At 72.2% G+C, this 13,839-nt stretch carries 11 protein-coding genes; 5 read left to right on the top strand and 6 right to left on the bottom strand.

Annotated features, from left to right (window positions below):
- Positions 1 to 35: 35 nt before the first annotated feature.
- Positions 36 to 1,049, bottom strand: coding sequence for an RNA polymerase sigma factor SigJ (gene sigJ / locus AC5P1B_RS06010; protein ID WP_493885342.1), 1,014 nt, complete (start codon positions 1,047 to 1,049; stop codon positions 36 to 38).
- 385 nt (positions 1,050 to 1,434) lie between these two features.
- On the opposite strand from sigJ, the gene AC5P1B_RS06005 reads away from it, so the two are divergent.
- A complete protein-coding gene (locus AC5P1B_RS06005; RefSeq protein WP_493885340.1) occupies positions 1,435 to 2,061 on the top strand; it encodes a hemerythrin domain-containing protein in 627 nt (208 codons plus the stop codon).
- A 326-nt stretch (positions 2,062 to 2,387) separates the two neighbouring features.
- On the top strand, positions 2,388 to 3,293 hold the full coding sequence (locus AC5P1B_RS06000; protein WP_493885338.1) for an alpha/beta hydrolase: 906 nt from the start codon (positions 2,388 to 2,390) through the stop codon (positions 3,291 to 3,293).
- A gap of 271 nt (positions 3,294 to 3,564) precedes the next feature.
- Here AC5P1B_RS06000 and AC5P1B_RS05995 read toward each other — a convergent pair whose 3' ends face one another.
- Both AC5P1B_RS05995 and AC5P1B_RS05990 read right to left on the bottom strand, forming a co-directional pair.
- The gene (locus tag AC5P1B_RS05995) at positions 3,565 to 3,939 is read right to left on the bottom strand and encodes a hypothetical protein (protein ID WP_493885336.1); all 375 of its coding nucleotides are present in this window, start codon (positions 3,937 to 3,939) and stop codon (positions 3,565 to 3,567) included.
- Between the two features lie 294 nt (positions 3,940 to 4,233).
- Positions 4,234 to 5,352, bottom strand: a complete 1,119-nt coding sequence (locus AC5P1B_RS05990; protein WP_493885459.1) for a magnesium and cobalt transport protein CorA — start codon at positions 5,350 to 5,352, stop codon at positions 4,234 to 4,236.
- Between the two features lie 463 nt (positions 5,353 to 5,815).
- Between AC5P1B_RS05990 and AC5P1B_RS05985 the strand changes: the two genes are divergently transcribed.
- Positions 5,816 to 7,000, top strand: a complete 1,185-nt coding sequence (locus AC5P1B_RS05985; protein WP_493885334.1) for a winged helix DNA-binding domain-containing protein — start codon at positions 5,816 to 5,818, stop codon at positions 6,998 to 7,000.
- 460 nt (positions 7,001 to 7,460) lie between these two features.
- The gene (locus tag AC5P1B_RS05980) at positions 7,461 to 7,841 is read left to right on the top strand and encodes an RNHCP domain-containing protein (protein ID WP_493885332.1); all 381 of its coding nucleotides are present in this window, start codon (positions 7,461 to 7,463) and stop codon (positions 7,839 to 7,841) included.
- Positions 7,842 to 7,976: 135 nt separating this feature from the next.
- On the opposite strand, the gene AC5P1B_RS05975 is transcribed toward AC5P1B_RS05980, so the two are convergent.
- The 3 genes from AC5P1B_RS05975 to AC5P1B_RS05965 form a co-directional block, all read right to left on the bottom strand.
- Complete coding sequence (locus tag AC5P1B_RS05975; protein WP_493885330.1) at positions 7,977 to 8,522, bottom strand: GNAT family N-acetyltransferase; 546 nt, start codon at positions 8,520 to 8,522, stop codon at positions 7,977 to 7,979.
- A gap of 123 nt (positions 8,523 to 8,645) precedes the next feature.
- Positions 8,646 to 10,433 (bottom strand): protein-arginine deiminase family protein, encoded by a 1,788-nt coding sequence (locus AC5P1B_RS05970; RefSeq protein ID WP_493885328.1) that lies wholly within the window; start codon positions 10,431 to 10,433, stop codon positions 8,646 to 8,648.
- Between the two features lie 589 nt (positions 10,434 to 11,022).
- Positions 11,023 to 11,865 (bottom strand): helix-turn-helix transcriptional regulator, encoded by an 843-nt coding sequence (locus AC5P1B_RS05965; protein ID WP_493885457.1) that lies wholly within the window; start codon positions 11,863 to 11,865, stop codon positions 11,023 to 11,025.
- A gap of 128 nt (positions 11,866 to 11,993) precedes the next feature.
- Here AC5P1B_RS05965 and AC5P1B_RS05960 point away from each other — a divergent pair, with 128 nt between their 5' ends.
- Positions 11,994 to 13,679 (top strand): AMP-binding protein, encoded by a 1,686-nt coding sequence (locus AC5P1B_RS05960; RefSeq protein WP_493885326.1) that lies wholly within the window; start codon positions 11,994 to 11,996, stop codon positions 13,677 to 13,679.
- Positions 13,680 to 13,839 lie beyond the last annotated feature (160 nt).

Below are 13,839 nucleotides of genomic sequence, written 5' to 3'. Positions count from 1 at the left end.
ACAGGGCCGCCTCAGCACGATCCGCCGGACGCGGCCTACACGCCGTCCGGCACGCCACCGCTGTCCGGGTCCATCGCGGGCTCCCCGGCCAGCTCGATCCGGGACAGCTTGTCGGGGTTGGTGACGGCGTAGATACCGCGTACCTGGTCGCCCTCCTCGGTCAGGTCCATGACGAGGACGGCGTACGGGGAGTCCTCCGAGAAGACCACCGCCGAGGGGTCACCATTGACATGCCGGTAGCGGATGTCGAGCCCCTTGGGCGGGCTGGCGGCGTAACCGGCCAGCAGCCGGGCCACCTTCTCGCGTCCGGCGACCGGCCGCAGGCCCGCCGACCGCACCTTGCCGCCGCCGTCGGTCCACATGGTCACCTCGGGCGCCAGCAGCTGCATCAGGGCCGCGATGTTCCCGCCGAGCGCTGCCGCCAGGAACCGCTCGGTCACCTGCTGCTGGACACGCGGGTCCGCCTGGAAGCGGGGGCGGCGGGCATGGACGTGCTCACGAGCGCGGTGGGCGAGCTGGCGGATGGCCGACGGGCTGCGTTCGAGGATGTCGGCGATCTCGGTATGCGCGTAGCCGAAGACCTCATGCAGCACGAACACCGCACGCTCCAGCGGGGTCAGCGTCTCCAGGACCACCAGCAGCGCGAGCGACACCGATTCGCTGCGCAGGGCCTGTTCGGCGGCATCGGCCGCGTCCAGGGACTCCCGGGCTTCGACGGCAGGGGTGATCAGGGGCTCGGGCAGCCACGGCCCGACGTAGGTCTCCCGGCGGCGGCTGATGGTGGCCTGCCGGGCGAGCGCGTGGTTCACCGCGATCCGCACCAGATAGGCGCGCGGGTTCTCGATCTCGTCCGCGGCGGACCGCTCGCTCCTGCGCGCCCAGGACAGCCATGTCTCCTGGAGGACGTCCTCGGTGTCGGCGACGCTGCCGAGCAGGTTGTAGACGATGGAGAACAGCAGCTCCCGGTGGCTGACGAACGCCTCTGTCGGCGTGTCAGTGGAACCACTCGCGGAACCACTCACCGGGCTCTGGGCCGGACTGTCTGACATCGTGTGACCTCCCGTATGACGTGCTCCCTCATGGGAGGACCGGTGGCCCCCGGAGTGTGACATCACGCCCGGGAAATGTGGCCTGGGTCTCAACGGCGGCCGCTGATGTCACACCCGCCGCCGCCGGACGCTCCTGAACGTGGAGCTGGAGTCGCCCACCGGGAGCCGGTGCCGCGGACCGCCCGCCGGCCCCGCGTCGCGGCCCGCCCCGCCTCGTACGCTTCCGGACCGCCGACACCAGCCGACACGTCCGGGCGTCCCACGGGGCGCCCGGACGTGGCCAGGGCACGCGGCGAACCGGGACGCCCCGACCGCGATCCGGAGATCCCTCGTGTACTTCCTCGGTCCTCATTGGCTGATCGGCATACGGAGAGTAGGGCACACCATGGCTGTCACACAGCAGGGCACGATCGATTTCACCGTCATGTACGCCACCCACGACGCCTTCCGGCGCGACCTCGGGCGGCTCACCGCCGCGGCGGCCGCCGGCAAGACGGACACCCCCGAAGTGCGCGCGGGCTGGGAGAACTTCAAGCGCCAACTGCTGGTCCACCACAGCGTCGAAGACGCAGAACTGTGGCCGCGTCTCCAGCGCGCGGTGTCCGGCCGGCCGCGTGATCTCGCGCTGCTGGACGACATGGAAGCCGAGCACGCCCGGCTCGACCCGCTGCTCGGCGCCATCGACCTGGCGCTCAAGGGCCAGGGCGACGACCTCGTCGAGCGGATACAGGAAGCGTCCACGGTGCTCGGCGACCACCTCAAGCACGAGGAGGAGAGCGCCCTGCCGCTGATCCAGGAGGTGCTGAAGCCCGCGGACTGGCAGGCGTTCCGGGGCGCCATGGGCCGCCGCCAGGGCCTCAAGGGCGCGGCCGTCTACGTCCCGTGGATCATCGACGGCATCCGGGCCGACGACCGGGCGGCGTTCCTGGGCGCCATGCCGCCGCCCGTGCGGGTCTTGAACGGGCTGCTGTGGGAGTCGCGTTACCAGAAGCGGAGGATGTGGCGCTTCTGACCGCGGCGCGCGCCCACCGGCGGACGCGGAGCACCCCTGCCAGGTCACGAGCGGCCACCGGCGGGCCGTGAGCATGCTCGTCCACCACCTGGGCGAGGGCCGGCCTGGCCCGGCCTGGCCGCGCTTCGCCCGCTGACGAGCCCGTGGCGGCGCGCCCGCCACCCGTGCCCACGGGCGGCGGGCGGTACGCGCGAAGCCCCACCCAGTCCAGCACGCGAGGAGGAGACAGTGACCCAGCCGCACAGCGGCCTTGTCACCCCGCCCGCCGACGACCGCGCGAGCCGCCACGCGCGGCCCGGCCCGCGCCACCCAGGGGGACACAGCCGATGACCACGACCCAGGTCCCGCCCCGCGCGGTACGCCCGACGACCCTGGACGCCGCCGGCATCACCCTGTCCGCGCTGATGGCCGAGCCCGACGGCACCCCGAGGGCCACCGTGGTCGCCCTGCACGGGGGAGGCATGAACGCCGGGTACTTCGACGGCCAGGCCCACTCCAGCCTCTCCCTGCTGGCCCTCGGGGCGAGCCTCGGGTACACGGTCCTGTCACTGGACCGCCCCGGCTACGGCCAGTCCGCCGCCCGGCTCCCCGAAGGGCAGGACCTCACCGAGCAGTCCGCCACGCTCCACGCCGCGCTGCGCGACGTCATCTCCCGGCAGCCGGTGGGAGCAGGGCTGTTCCTCGTCGCCCACTCCTACGGCGGGAAGCTGGCCCTGACCGCCGCCGCCACCGACGACAGCGACGCGGTCCCTCTCCTCGGCGCCGACATCTCCGGTTGCGGCCACCGGTACGCCGTCGGCCCGGACGAACTGCCCGACGCCCGCGGCCACGGCCACTGGCGCAGAAACTGGGGGAAGCTGAAGCTGTATCCGCCGGACACCTTCCGTACCAGCGCCTCGCTGGTGGCCCCGATGCCCGCACGGGAACGCCGGGCGGCGGCCCGCTGGCCCGAAATCTTCCCCGGCGTCGCCGCCCGCGTCCATGTCCCGGTCCGGCTGACCTTCGCCCAGCACGAGTCGTGGTGGCAGCACGACGAGCTGACCGTCGCCGACCTCATGACGAAGCTCGCCGCGCCGCGTCTGCGCGTGGACCGCCAGCCGGACGCGGGCCACAACATCAGCCTCGGCTGGGCGGCCCGCTCCTACCACCTGCGCGCCCTCGCGTTTCTTGAGGAGTGCCTGGTGCGGCGCGGCAAGGGCGCACCACCGCCCAGGGTCGGCCGCCGTCTCTGAACGGCGACGGTCAGGCTGAGGCCGGGACGGGGGAGGGCTTGGAACCGGCGCCGCGGCGCGTCGCCCACGGGGTGTCCGGCGGATCATGCGTATCCGGCATGGGGCCGCGCATGGGGCCTCCCGGGCCGCCAGGCCCAGGGGAAGCAGCCCTGGCACAGCGCGGGGGTTTGCCCCCGTCAGGGGCGCGGGGAACCGCGCGACCAGCCACGTCGCACCCGCAGTTCGCGATGTGCGGGCAGGGGCTCCCCCAGCATGATCCGCCGGACGCCGCCTACCGCAGCAACAGGGTTTCTATGACGAGGAGTTCCTCACGCGCGGCTGCCAGATCGGCGACCTCGCGGTCCAGCACCATATAGACGAAAAGCCCCTGTTGTGGTCGGCGCGTGACGGGACGGATGATGTGATATTCGGTGTCCAGGGTGATCAGGACGTCCTCGATGCGGTCCACCGCGTAGCCGAGCGATTCAAGGGTGCGCAGCTTGGCGCGGACCACGTCCGTGTCGCCGTGCGCGGCCTTGGCCAGGTCGGGCGCTCCCGGTGTGCTGAGCGAGCCCAGGACTATCCGGCTGAAGTAGTCGACGACCATCACCCCGACGGCGCCTTCCAACCGCATCGCGCGCCGCAGCGCGACCTGAACACTGGTCATGCAGCCCACAGCCTCCCCACGGCGCACGACGATCGTGCGTGCCGACCAGGCTTCCCGGCTCACCAGGCTGGGACCACGGGGCCGCGCCATGGGCCCATCGTTTCATAGAACGTTGAAGAGGGCGGAATGTCCGCGCCCGATCGTTCTGTTGTGCCCCGCGTGGTGTGACACGGACGGCAGGAAAACCGGAACGCACACCCCCGGATGGCGCGCGAACGCGGTCGGACGGGTGGGGGACCGGCCGGCCTCGAACAGTGGACGGCGGCTGGGGAGGGCAACCGGTCCGGGTCCGGCTCAGAGCCAGTCGCGGCGCTTGAAGATGACGTACAGACTGGTGCACACGACCGCCATGAGGAGCACCGCGAACGGGTATCCGAGTGACCAGTGCAGCTCCGGCATGGTGTCGAAGTTCATGCCGTAGATGGTGCCGACGAGCGTCGGGGCGAAGAGGATCGCCGCCCATGACGAGATCTTCTTGATCTCCTCGTTCTGCTCGAACCCCGCCTCGGCGAGCGCGCGCATCTCGGCGTTCTGCTGCTGGGTGACGAGGGTGGCGTTGACCGCGAGGATGTCGGTCAGCGCCGAGCGGAAGCCGTCCACCCGCTCGCTGGTGTGCGTGACGTGGTCGGCCACATCCCGCAGATAGCGCTGCATTTCCTCGTCCGTACCGTACTTGTCGAACCCGGCCATCAGGCCGTGCAGCATGCCGACCAGGGGCTGGGTCGCGCGCTGGAACTCCACCATCTCCCGGGAGAGTTCGTAGATGCGGCGGGAGACCTCAGGGTCACCGCGGAAGACCTCGGTCTCGATCTCGTCCAGGTCGATCTGTACGCCCTCCACCACTGGCGCGTAGCCGTCGACCACGGCGTCGAGGATCGCGTAGAGCACCGCCTCGGGACCCAGCGCCAGCAGTTCGGGGGCCGCCTCCATCCGGGCGCGTACCGCCGAGAGGTCGGGGGCGGCGCCATGGCGGACGGTGATGAGGAAGTCGGGTCCGACGAAGATGTGCAGCTCGCCGAAGTCGACCTCTTCCGGGGCGTCCAGGTAGCGGGCGGCGCGCAGCACGACGAACAGGGTGTCGCCGTAACGCTCCAGCTTCGGCCGCTGGTGGGCCTCAAGTGCGTCCTCGATCGCGAGCTTGTGCAGGTCGAACTCGGCGGCGAGGGAGACCAGTTCCGCCTCGCTGGGCCGGTGCAGGCCGATCCAGGCCATGCCGCCGTGCTGTTCGTGCAGCTGCCCGAACGTCTCGGCGAGGGTGGTGGGGGTGCTGACCCGCACGCCGTCGCGGTAGAGCGCGGCGTCGATGAGGCTGCGCTCGTCCGCGGTGCGCCCGCCGCCGGTTCCCGCGCCGGGCCCGGACCGGGTGGGCGGCGCCGCGGGGGCCGGGGCCGGGCGGCTCGCCGCGGGCCGCAGCCACGAGTGCCGCTTGGGGGTGGGGGCGGCCTGTGGTGGCTGCTCGTTCTCGGTACGGGACTGCTGGGCGTTCTTCTGGCCGTTCTTCTGGCCGTTCTTCGCGGACAGGGGGGAACGGGGACGGCGCTCTGCCACGGTCATTCCTTCTGGGTCGCGGGCTCGGGGGATCTCCGGGCGTACTCCGCGAGCGCCGCCGCCAGGGGGCCGCCGGACAGGCTAGGGGCGGCGAACGGCGGTGCCGCGCGGCGTACGACTAGGGGGTTCACCACTCATGGCGGACCTCACCTCCTCCTCTTCGCGCGCATGACGGAACCGTCGAACAGGATATACGGCCCATACGAACACAGCCGGGGACCGGCCCCCGAGGGGGACCGGAGGGCCGGACGCGCGCGGTCGGTGGAAGGGGCGGCGCGAGGCTGCGATGAGGACAGAAGCTGTCCGCATCGGCCCGTACTGTTCGGGCATGTCCAAGAACGGCATCGCGGCCACCTCGCCGGCCACCCTCAGCACCCGGCAGCTGAACCGGGCCACCCTGGCGCGGCAACTCCTGCTGCGTCGGGACGGTATGAGCGCGCTCGACGCCGTCGAGCACCTGATCGGCCTTCAGGCACAGACGCCCAAGGTGCCGTACTACGCGCTGGCCGCACGGCTGGCCCGGTTCACGCCCGCGGAGCTGTCCACGGCGCTCGCCTCCCGGCAGGCGGTGCGGATCGCGGTGATGCGCTCCACCATCCATCTGGTCAGCGCCGGGGACTGCGGGGTGCTGCGGCGGCTCTCGCAGCCCGTGCACGAGCGGAGCTTCAAGAGCAACTTCGGCAAGCTGCTCCCCGGGGTGAACCTGGACGAACTGGCGTGCGAGGCAAGAAAACTGGTCGAAGACCGCCCTCGTACGTTCCATGAGCTGGGCGCCGACCTCGCCGAGCGGTGGCCGGGCCGGGACCAGCGGGCGCTGGGTGCGGCCGCCCGTACGATGCTGCCGCTGGTGCAGGTCACCCCGCGCGGGCTGTGGGGTGAAAGCGGGCAGGCCGCGCATACGACGGCGGAGTACTGGCTGTCCGCCGGTGACAACGATGCCGGTCCCGGGGCCGGCACCGGCGGGATGGGGGCGGCGGCGGGCGGAGAGTCCGGTGACGGCGCCGCGCTGGAGGCTGTGCTGCTGCGGTATCTGGCGGCGTTCGGTCCCGCGTCGGCGAAGGACGCCCAGACCTGGTGCGGGCTCACCAGGCTGCGGGAGGTCTTCGACCGGCTGCGGCCACGTCTGCGCTTCCTCCGCGACCCGCACGGCGTGGAGCTCTTCGACCTGCCGGACGCGCCGCGTCCCGATGCCGAGACCCCGGCCCCGCCGCGTTTCCTGCCGGAGTTCGACAACCTGACCCTCTCGCACGCCGACCGTACGCGCGTCATCGCCGACGCCTACCGGCCTCGTACCTGGAAGGGCAACTACGCGTACTGCGTCTTCCTCGTCGACGGTTTCGTCCGTGGGATCTGGCACACCGAGGTAGCGCGCGACACCGCCGCGCTGGTCATCGAGCCGTTCGCGCCGCTGTCCAGCGCCGACCGGCAGGCGCTGACGGAGGAGGGCGCGAGTGTGCTGGCGATGGCGGCGCCCGGAGCCGCTCCCGACATCCGGTTCGAGCCGGTGCGTTAGGCCGTGTCCGGCGGAGTGTGCTGGAGAGGGGCCCTGTGTGGGCGTTGTTGACCGCGGGTGCGTTGTGGCTGGGTGCGCAGTTCCCCGCGCCCCTGGCGGGGCGCTCCCTGAAAAGCGGTTGTGCGTGGGGTGCGGCAGCGGTTTTCATCGGGGGAGGCACCCGGCACCAGGGCTGGGGTCTGCGATGAGGTGGTGTTGTATGCCCAGGGCGCGGCGGAACGGATCTCGCGACCGAGGACGGTCCGCACCGGCGGAGTCATGGACCGGACCGGATATCCGGCCCGGCCACGACTGACCCCGGCACGGACTCCCGGACGCGAGCGGCGTTCTCTCCAGCGGCCCGGTCGGCCTCGCGGCGCCCGCCGTGTGACGACCCGGACCGCGCCAGCGGTGTGGCCGCGCTGACGGCGCGCACCGCACGCTCCGTTTCGTGACGCATTCCGCCAGGAGTCCACCTCGTATGACCCGCCCGAGTAAGCGGGCGCGCGCCCCACACGGCCGCGTCCAGAACAGCTCATTCCGTTGCCTCAACTGCGGCCTCGACATCTCCATGAGCGCCGTAGGCACCAGCCACCGCAACCACTGCCCCACCTGCCTGTGGAGCTGTCACCTCGACAACACCCCGGGCGACCGGGCGGCCGACTGCGGTGCCCGGATGGAACCGCTGGCCATCTCCGTACGCGGCGACGGCGAGTGGGTGATCATCCACCGGTGCACCGGCTGCGGTGTCCTGCACGCCAACCGGACGGCGGGCGATGACAACGCCCTGCCGCTGACCCGGCTCGCGGTACGGCCACTGGCCCAGCCGCCGTTCCCCTTCGAACGGCTCGCCGGACTGTGAACAAAGCCCGGCGGCACCTCGTGTGCCGCCGGGCGCTTTTTCATGTCCGTTTCCCTGGCCGGATGTCCGTTTCCTGTCCGGGCCCGTACGCTTCTATCCCGCTTCCGCCCGGGGTCGGTCCGAGCCGGCGCGGGGTCAGTCCGTGTTCAGTATCGACATCACCAGCGTGTCGTAGCGCTCGCCGTCCCAGACGACCGCGTCGCGCAGCCGCCCCTCAAGGGTGAAGCCGCACTTCTCGTACGCGTGCCTGGCCCGGTCGTTGTACGCGAACACCTCCAGCCACACCCGGTGCAGCCGCACCTGCCCGAAGGCGTAGGCGAGCAGCAGCCGTGTCGCCTCGGCACCCGCGCCGCGCCCGCGGGCCTGGGGGACGAGCGCGATCCGGTAGGCCGCCGATTCGTTGTCGGCGTCCACCTCGGTCAGTGCCAGTTCGCCGAGGAAGTCGCCGCTCGCCGCGTCCTCGATCGCGAGGTCGAGCCGGTCCGGCTGCTCCGCGCGGCTCACACACCACGCGTGGATCTCTTCGGGCGTGAAGGCGCGGTGGTTGCCGGTGAGCCGGTTGGTCTCGGGATCGAGTGTCGATGCGTGGAACGCGTCGGCGTGGCGCTCGGCGAGCGGCACCAGCCGCAGCCGCTCGCCGGTCAGCGTCGGCTTGGTGACGAGGGCGGAGTGGTCGAGCATGCCCCCTGCCTACCGGGAGGACGCCGCGCCGTCCACTGCATTTGCCGACGCACGCGGCGATCGGGCGCGCGGCGACCGGACGTGCCGCGCCCCCGGGGTGCCGGGCCCGCGCGCGTGGCCCGGTCAGCCGACGTCGCGCAGCGCGTTGGTCGCGCAGTGCACCTCCCCGCCGCCCATGTGCGCCCAGGAGAAGCTCTCCACCCAGCTGACGCGTACGCCGTTCGCCCCCAGGCGCCGCTCCGTCTCCCGCTGGAACAGGTCCTCGCCGGCGACCGACGGGCCGTGCGGGGTCGGGGCGGCGAAGTCCTCCGCCGTCAGCGACAGCCCGTTGGCGAGCGCGGGGGAGAACGCGAGGGCGCGGCGCGGCGCGCCCTCGGTGAGGCTCGCCTTGGCGTACAGCACCGGCAGCCGCACGATCTCATCCGCCCGCAGCCCGGTCGCCTTCCGCAGTGTGTCCACCTGCCGGTCGACGTGGCGCGCCGCGTCCTCGTTGTCCGCGATCAGCTGCTGCGAGCCGAGAAACTCGTCGACCGTGGGCTTGTCGGGCGCGACCGTGCCCTCGAACAGCCGCTGCCCTCCCTCACCCGCGTCGCGCGCCTGCTTGAGCAGCCGCACGGCGAGCCGTGGGTCGGAGACGGCCAGCGTCCAGCCCCTGGCGTTGTCGGCGCGTACGACGTGCACGGTCTCGTCGGCGTGCCCCACCAGCAGCCAGGAGGTGTCGATCACGACGGGCGGCTGGTCCTGGGAGCGGAGCATCGCGACGAACGACGGGTCGGGGCGCCGGTCCGGCGCGGAACCGTAGACGACCCGGCCGTTGGGATAACCGGCGTACGGCGGAAGGGACTCCACGTTGCCGGTGAAGTTCAGCAGTTCGTCCACGTTGCTGTCACGGCGCGCCGTGTACTGCTGCACCACGCCCACGCCGGGGCCGCGCAGATCGCGGAAGAGGAGCCGTCCGGCACGGCGCATGCTGGTGGACCGGCCATCGTCGGACTTCCAGTGGTTGGGGGAGCGCAGCAGGAGGCGCATGGTGTGGCGGCCGCCGTCGGCGGTGGGCATGGTGACGTAGCCCGGCTCGGCGATGTCCTGCCGCCACACGTCCCGCCACCAGTGCTTGGTGCCGGGCGTGAAGCGCAGTCCGCTGTCGGGCAGCCCGGCGGTCCGGGTGGCCTTCCGCAGGGACGTGGCGAACTCCTTCCACTGGCCGGGGCGCCGGTCGGCGGTGGGCACCTCGACGGGCTTGCCCGCGCCGGGGCCGGGCGCGGCGGCGAACACGTGCTCGGCTCGCTGGAGGTCGTGTTGGAGCCGTACGGGCGCGACGCGCATCCGCAGCCGGTCCGAGCCGGTCCTGCCGTGGTCGGTGACGGACAGCGTCAGGGTGGTCCCGCCGTCCCACCGGGCCTTGTCGCGGACGATGTCCCGCCCCTCCAGGGCGAGCCGCAGCCCTGACCGCAGCTCGTCGGCGCGCAGCCGCCCGCCCGCGCCGAGGGCGACCAGCGCGCCGTCCCGCTCCACGAAGAGGCGTATGTAGCGGCGTTGGGCGGCGGGCACGGACACGGTGCCCGCGGCGCCGTCGCCCACCTCCATCGGCCTGGCGCGCAGCGGCGCCAGGTCCTCGGCGTCCTCGCGGCCGTTGACCACCGTGTCGGCGGCGTCGTTGCAGGACGCCAGCCGCTTGTCCACGGCGATGTCCAGCCGGTCGAGATCGCCGGGACGCACGGTGCAACGGCGCTGGTCGTCATCGAGGTTGGGCAGGAACGTGGGGCCGTTGACGGCGCGCAGGTCCGGCGTCGGCGTCGCGTCGCCGAGGGTTTGCGCGCTCACGGATGAGGCGGGCAGGAGGGTGGCCGCCAGGGCCGCCAGGGCCGCTGTGCAGGCCAGGGCTTGGGCGGGCAGATGTCGCGGAGGCATGGGTGACCTTTCATCGGCCGCCCCGGGCGCGGCCGCCCCGGGCGCGGGGCGGTTGCGCGGGGCGGGGTCAGCTCTGGTTCCCCACTGTTCCGCTGAAGACCCCTGAAGGCGTCCTTCACCAGAGGGAACGGGAGGTAGTCCCTTCGGCTCACCACGCCAGGGGGCGGGGTCAGCCTGCCGGGCGACGCAGCGCCTGAGGGCGTACATCCCCCGCCTCGGCCCCGGCCCGGTGTGCCCCACCCCGGGGAGGTACAGGCCCAGCCCACGTCCTCAATCGCCGGACGGGCTCGCATGTGTCCTCAAGCGCCGGACACGCTCGCAGTTGCGCCCGACGGGATGTGGCGCGCCCGACGGGCCAGGACGTGGCGTCTCGCAGCGTCGGAGGAGCTGTTCAAGCCCGTCCGGCGATTGAGGACAAAGAACATCAGCTCAACGCAGCGGACGGGCACACACCCACCGTCACAGCGAACACAGGAACGCAGCGAACACAGCAGAACCGCGAACACCGCCCACGCAGCAAGCAGCACAGCCAAGCAACACAGCCAAGCAACGCAGAAAAGCGACAAAGCGCCAAAGCCAAGCCCCAGCGCTACGGCAGCAACCCCGCCCGACGCGCGGCGACAACCGCCTGGAGTCGCGTATGCGCGCCCAGCTTCCGCATGGAGGAGCGCAAGTAGCTCTTGACCGTCTCCGGGCGGAGCCCGAGCCGGGCCGCCGTCGTCGCGTTCGTGGCGCCCGAGGCCACGCACGCCAGCACGTCCAGCTCCCGGGGAGCCAGCTCGACCGTGTGCTGGGCCGGGACGCCGGTGGCGGGGGCCTCGGGGGAGCCGGGGCGGCGTGGTGCGGCGGCCAGCCGGTTGAGCGCGGTGAGGAGGTCCTGGCGCAGAGCCGGGTCGTGGACGCGTTGCGCCAGGGTCCGCAGTTCGCCGTGGGCCTCGCGTACCTCCTCCCAGGCCGCCGGGTCGTCCAGCGGGTTCCGGGCGGCGGCCAGGGCCCGCTGCGCCTCGTCCTGCGCGGCGTCGCGTACGGCGAGGGCCTGCTCCAGTTCGCGGGCCGCCTCGACGGCCACCGTCAGCGGGCGGTCGCCGAGGGCCATCGGCTGCCGTAGCGCCCCGTACAGCACGCCGCGTACCCGGCGCCGTACGACGACCGGCACCGCGAGCACGCAGCGCAGGCCCTCTTCGGCGACGGCCGTGTCGTATTCGTGGCTGATGACGCGTGAGGCCGGATAATCACATACGAACAGCGGGCGGGAGAGCGCCATGGCTTTGCCGCCCAGACCGTTGCCGGTGGTGACGGTGAGTCCGCTCAGCGAATGGGTGGCGGTTCCGGCGAGTTCGGCGATCCGGAACTGCCGCGTTCCTTCGAACAGTCCGCCGAACGCGATGGGCAGTCCGCCGCCCCGCCGCATGCGCTGCAAAGCGGCACGCATCTCCACGGCCCCGTACATATCCGGCACCGACACCTCCCCGTAAATACCGTCACCCCCATCCGGGGGTGGTGAGACTCAGATCACTCGTCGCACGATGCTAGCGAGCCCGATGGCAATGAGGAGGACATGTGGCGGCAATCGGTCCGACAGACGAGTTCCGGGCGGCGCGGGACTTCCTGCTGCGGCACCGGGAGGACTACGCGGCGGCCCGCGCGGGATTCGACTGGCCGCGCCCGGCGGAGTTCAACTGGGCGCTGGACTGGTTCGACACGCTGGCCGACCGGGTGGACCGGACGGCCCTGCACATCGTCGAGGAAGACGGGCTTGAGGTCCGGCTGTCCTTCGCTGAGCTGCGCGGACGGTCCAACCAGGTGGCGAACTGGCTGCGTGCCCAGGGGGTGCGCGCGGGCGACCGCGTCGTCGTGATGCTCGGCAACCAGGCCGAGCTGTGGGAGACCGCGCTGGCGGCGATGAAGCTGCGCGCCGTGGTCATCCCGGCGACCCCGCTGCTGGGCACCGCCGACCTCGCCGACCGGATCGAACGTGGCCGGGCCCGCCATGTGATCGTCCGTACGGTGGACACCGCCAAGTTCGACGGCGTCCCCGGTGACTACACCCGCGTGGAGGTGGGGAGCACCGGGACCGGCGAGGAGACGGACTGGCTCGCGTACGAGGACGCCTACGCCGCCGACGACGAGTTCGAGCCGGACGGGCCGACCCGGTCCGGCGACCCGCTCATGCTGTACTTCACCTCCGGAACCACTGCCCAGCCCAAGCTGGTTGAGCACACCCACACCTCGTACCCGGTCGGCCACCTCGCCACCATGTACTGGATCGGGCTGCGCCCCGGCGACGTGCACCTGAACATCTCCTCGCCCGGCTGGGCGAAGCACGCCTGGTCCAACCTGTTCGCACCGTGGAACGCCGAGGCGACCGTCTTCGTCTTCAACTACACACGGTTCGACGCCGCCCGGCTGATGGCCGAGATGGACCGCTGCGCCGTCACCACCTTCTGTGCGCCGCCCACCGTGTGGCGGATGCTCATCCAGGCCGACCTCGGCGTGCTGCGCACCGCACCTCGGGAGGCCGTCGCCGCTGGTGAACCGCTCAACCCGGAGGTCATCGAGCGGGTGCGGAGGGAGTGGGGCGTGACGATCAGGGACGGGTTCGGCCAGACCGAGACCGCCGTACAGGTCGCCAACACGCCGGGCCAGCCGCTGAAGGCCGGTTCGATGGGTCGCGCCACACCCGGATTCGCCGTGGTCCTCCTCGACCCCGTCACCGGCGCCGTCGCCGACGAGGGCGAGATCAGCCTGGACCTGTCGCAGCGGCCCGTCGGCCTGATGACCGGCTACGCGGGCGACCCGGAGCGCACCGCCGAGGCCATGGCGGGCGGCTACTACCGGACCGGCGACATCGGCGCGCGCGACGCCGACGGGTACATCACCTACATCGGCCGCGCCGACGACGTCTTCAAGTCGTCCGACTACAAGATCTCCCCGTTCGAGCTGGAGAGCGCGCTGCTGGAGCACGAGGCGGTCGCCGAGGCCGCCGTGGTACCCGCGCCCGACCCGCTGAGACTTGCCGTACCGAAGGCGTATGTGGTGCTGGCCGAGGGCTGGGAACCTGGTCCCGCCACCGCCAAGGTGCTGTTCGCACACTCACGTGCGGTGCTCGCGCCGTACAAGCGGGTACGGCGCCTGGAATTCGCCGACCTGCCGAAGACCGTGTCCGGCAAGATCCGCCGCATCGAGCTGCGCGAGCGTACCGCCCAGGACGGCGGCGCCGCCGAATACCGTGAGGAGTCCCCATGACCGGCCCCACCACGACCGGCCCGCACGCCGTCGCCCCCGCCCCCGCGCCCGCCGGTGCGGGCGCCACCGTCCCCGGCGCGTCCGGTCCTGTGACCGCCGCGGGCGCCGCCGGGCAGCCCACGCCGGGGCAGCGGCCGGTGGACGCCGCCGCGGGCCAGAC

The organism is Streptomyces sp. A01 (genome assembly GCF_059026195.1).
The sequence above is the reverse complement of the archived record's forward strand: the minus strand, read 5'-3'. Positions and strand labels throughout refer to the sequence as shown.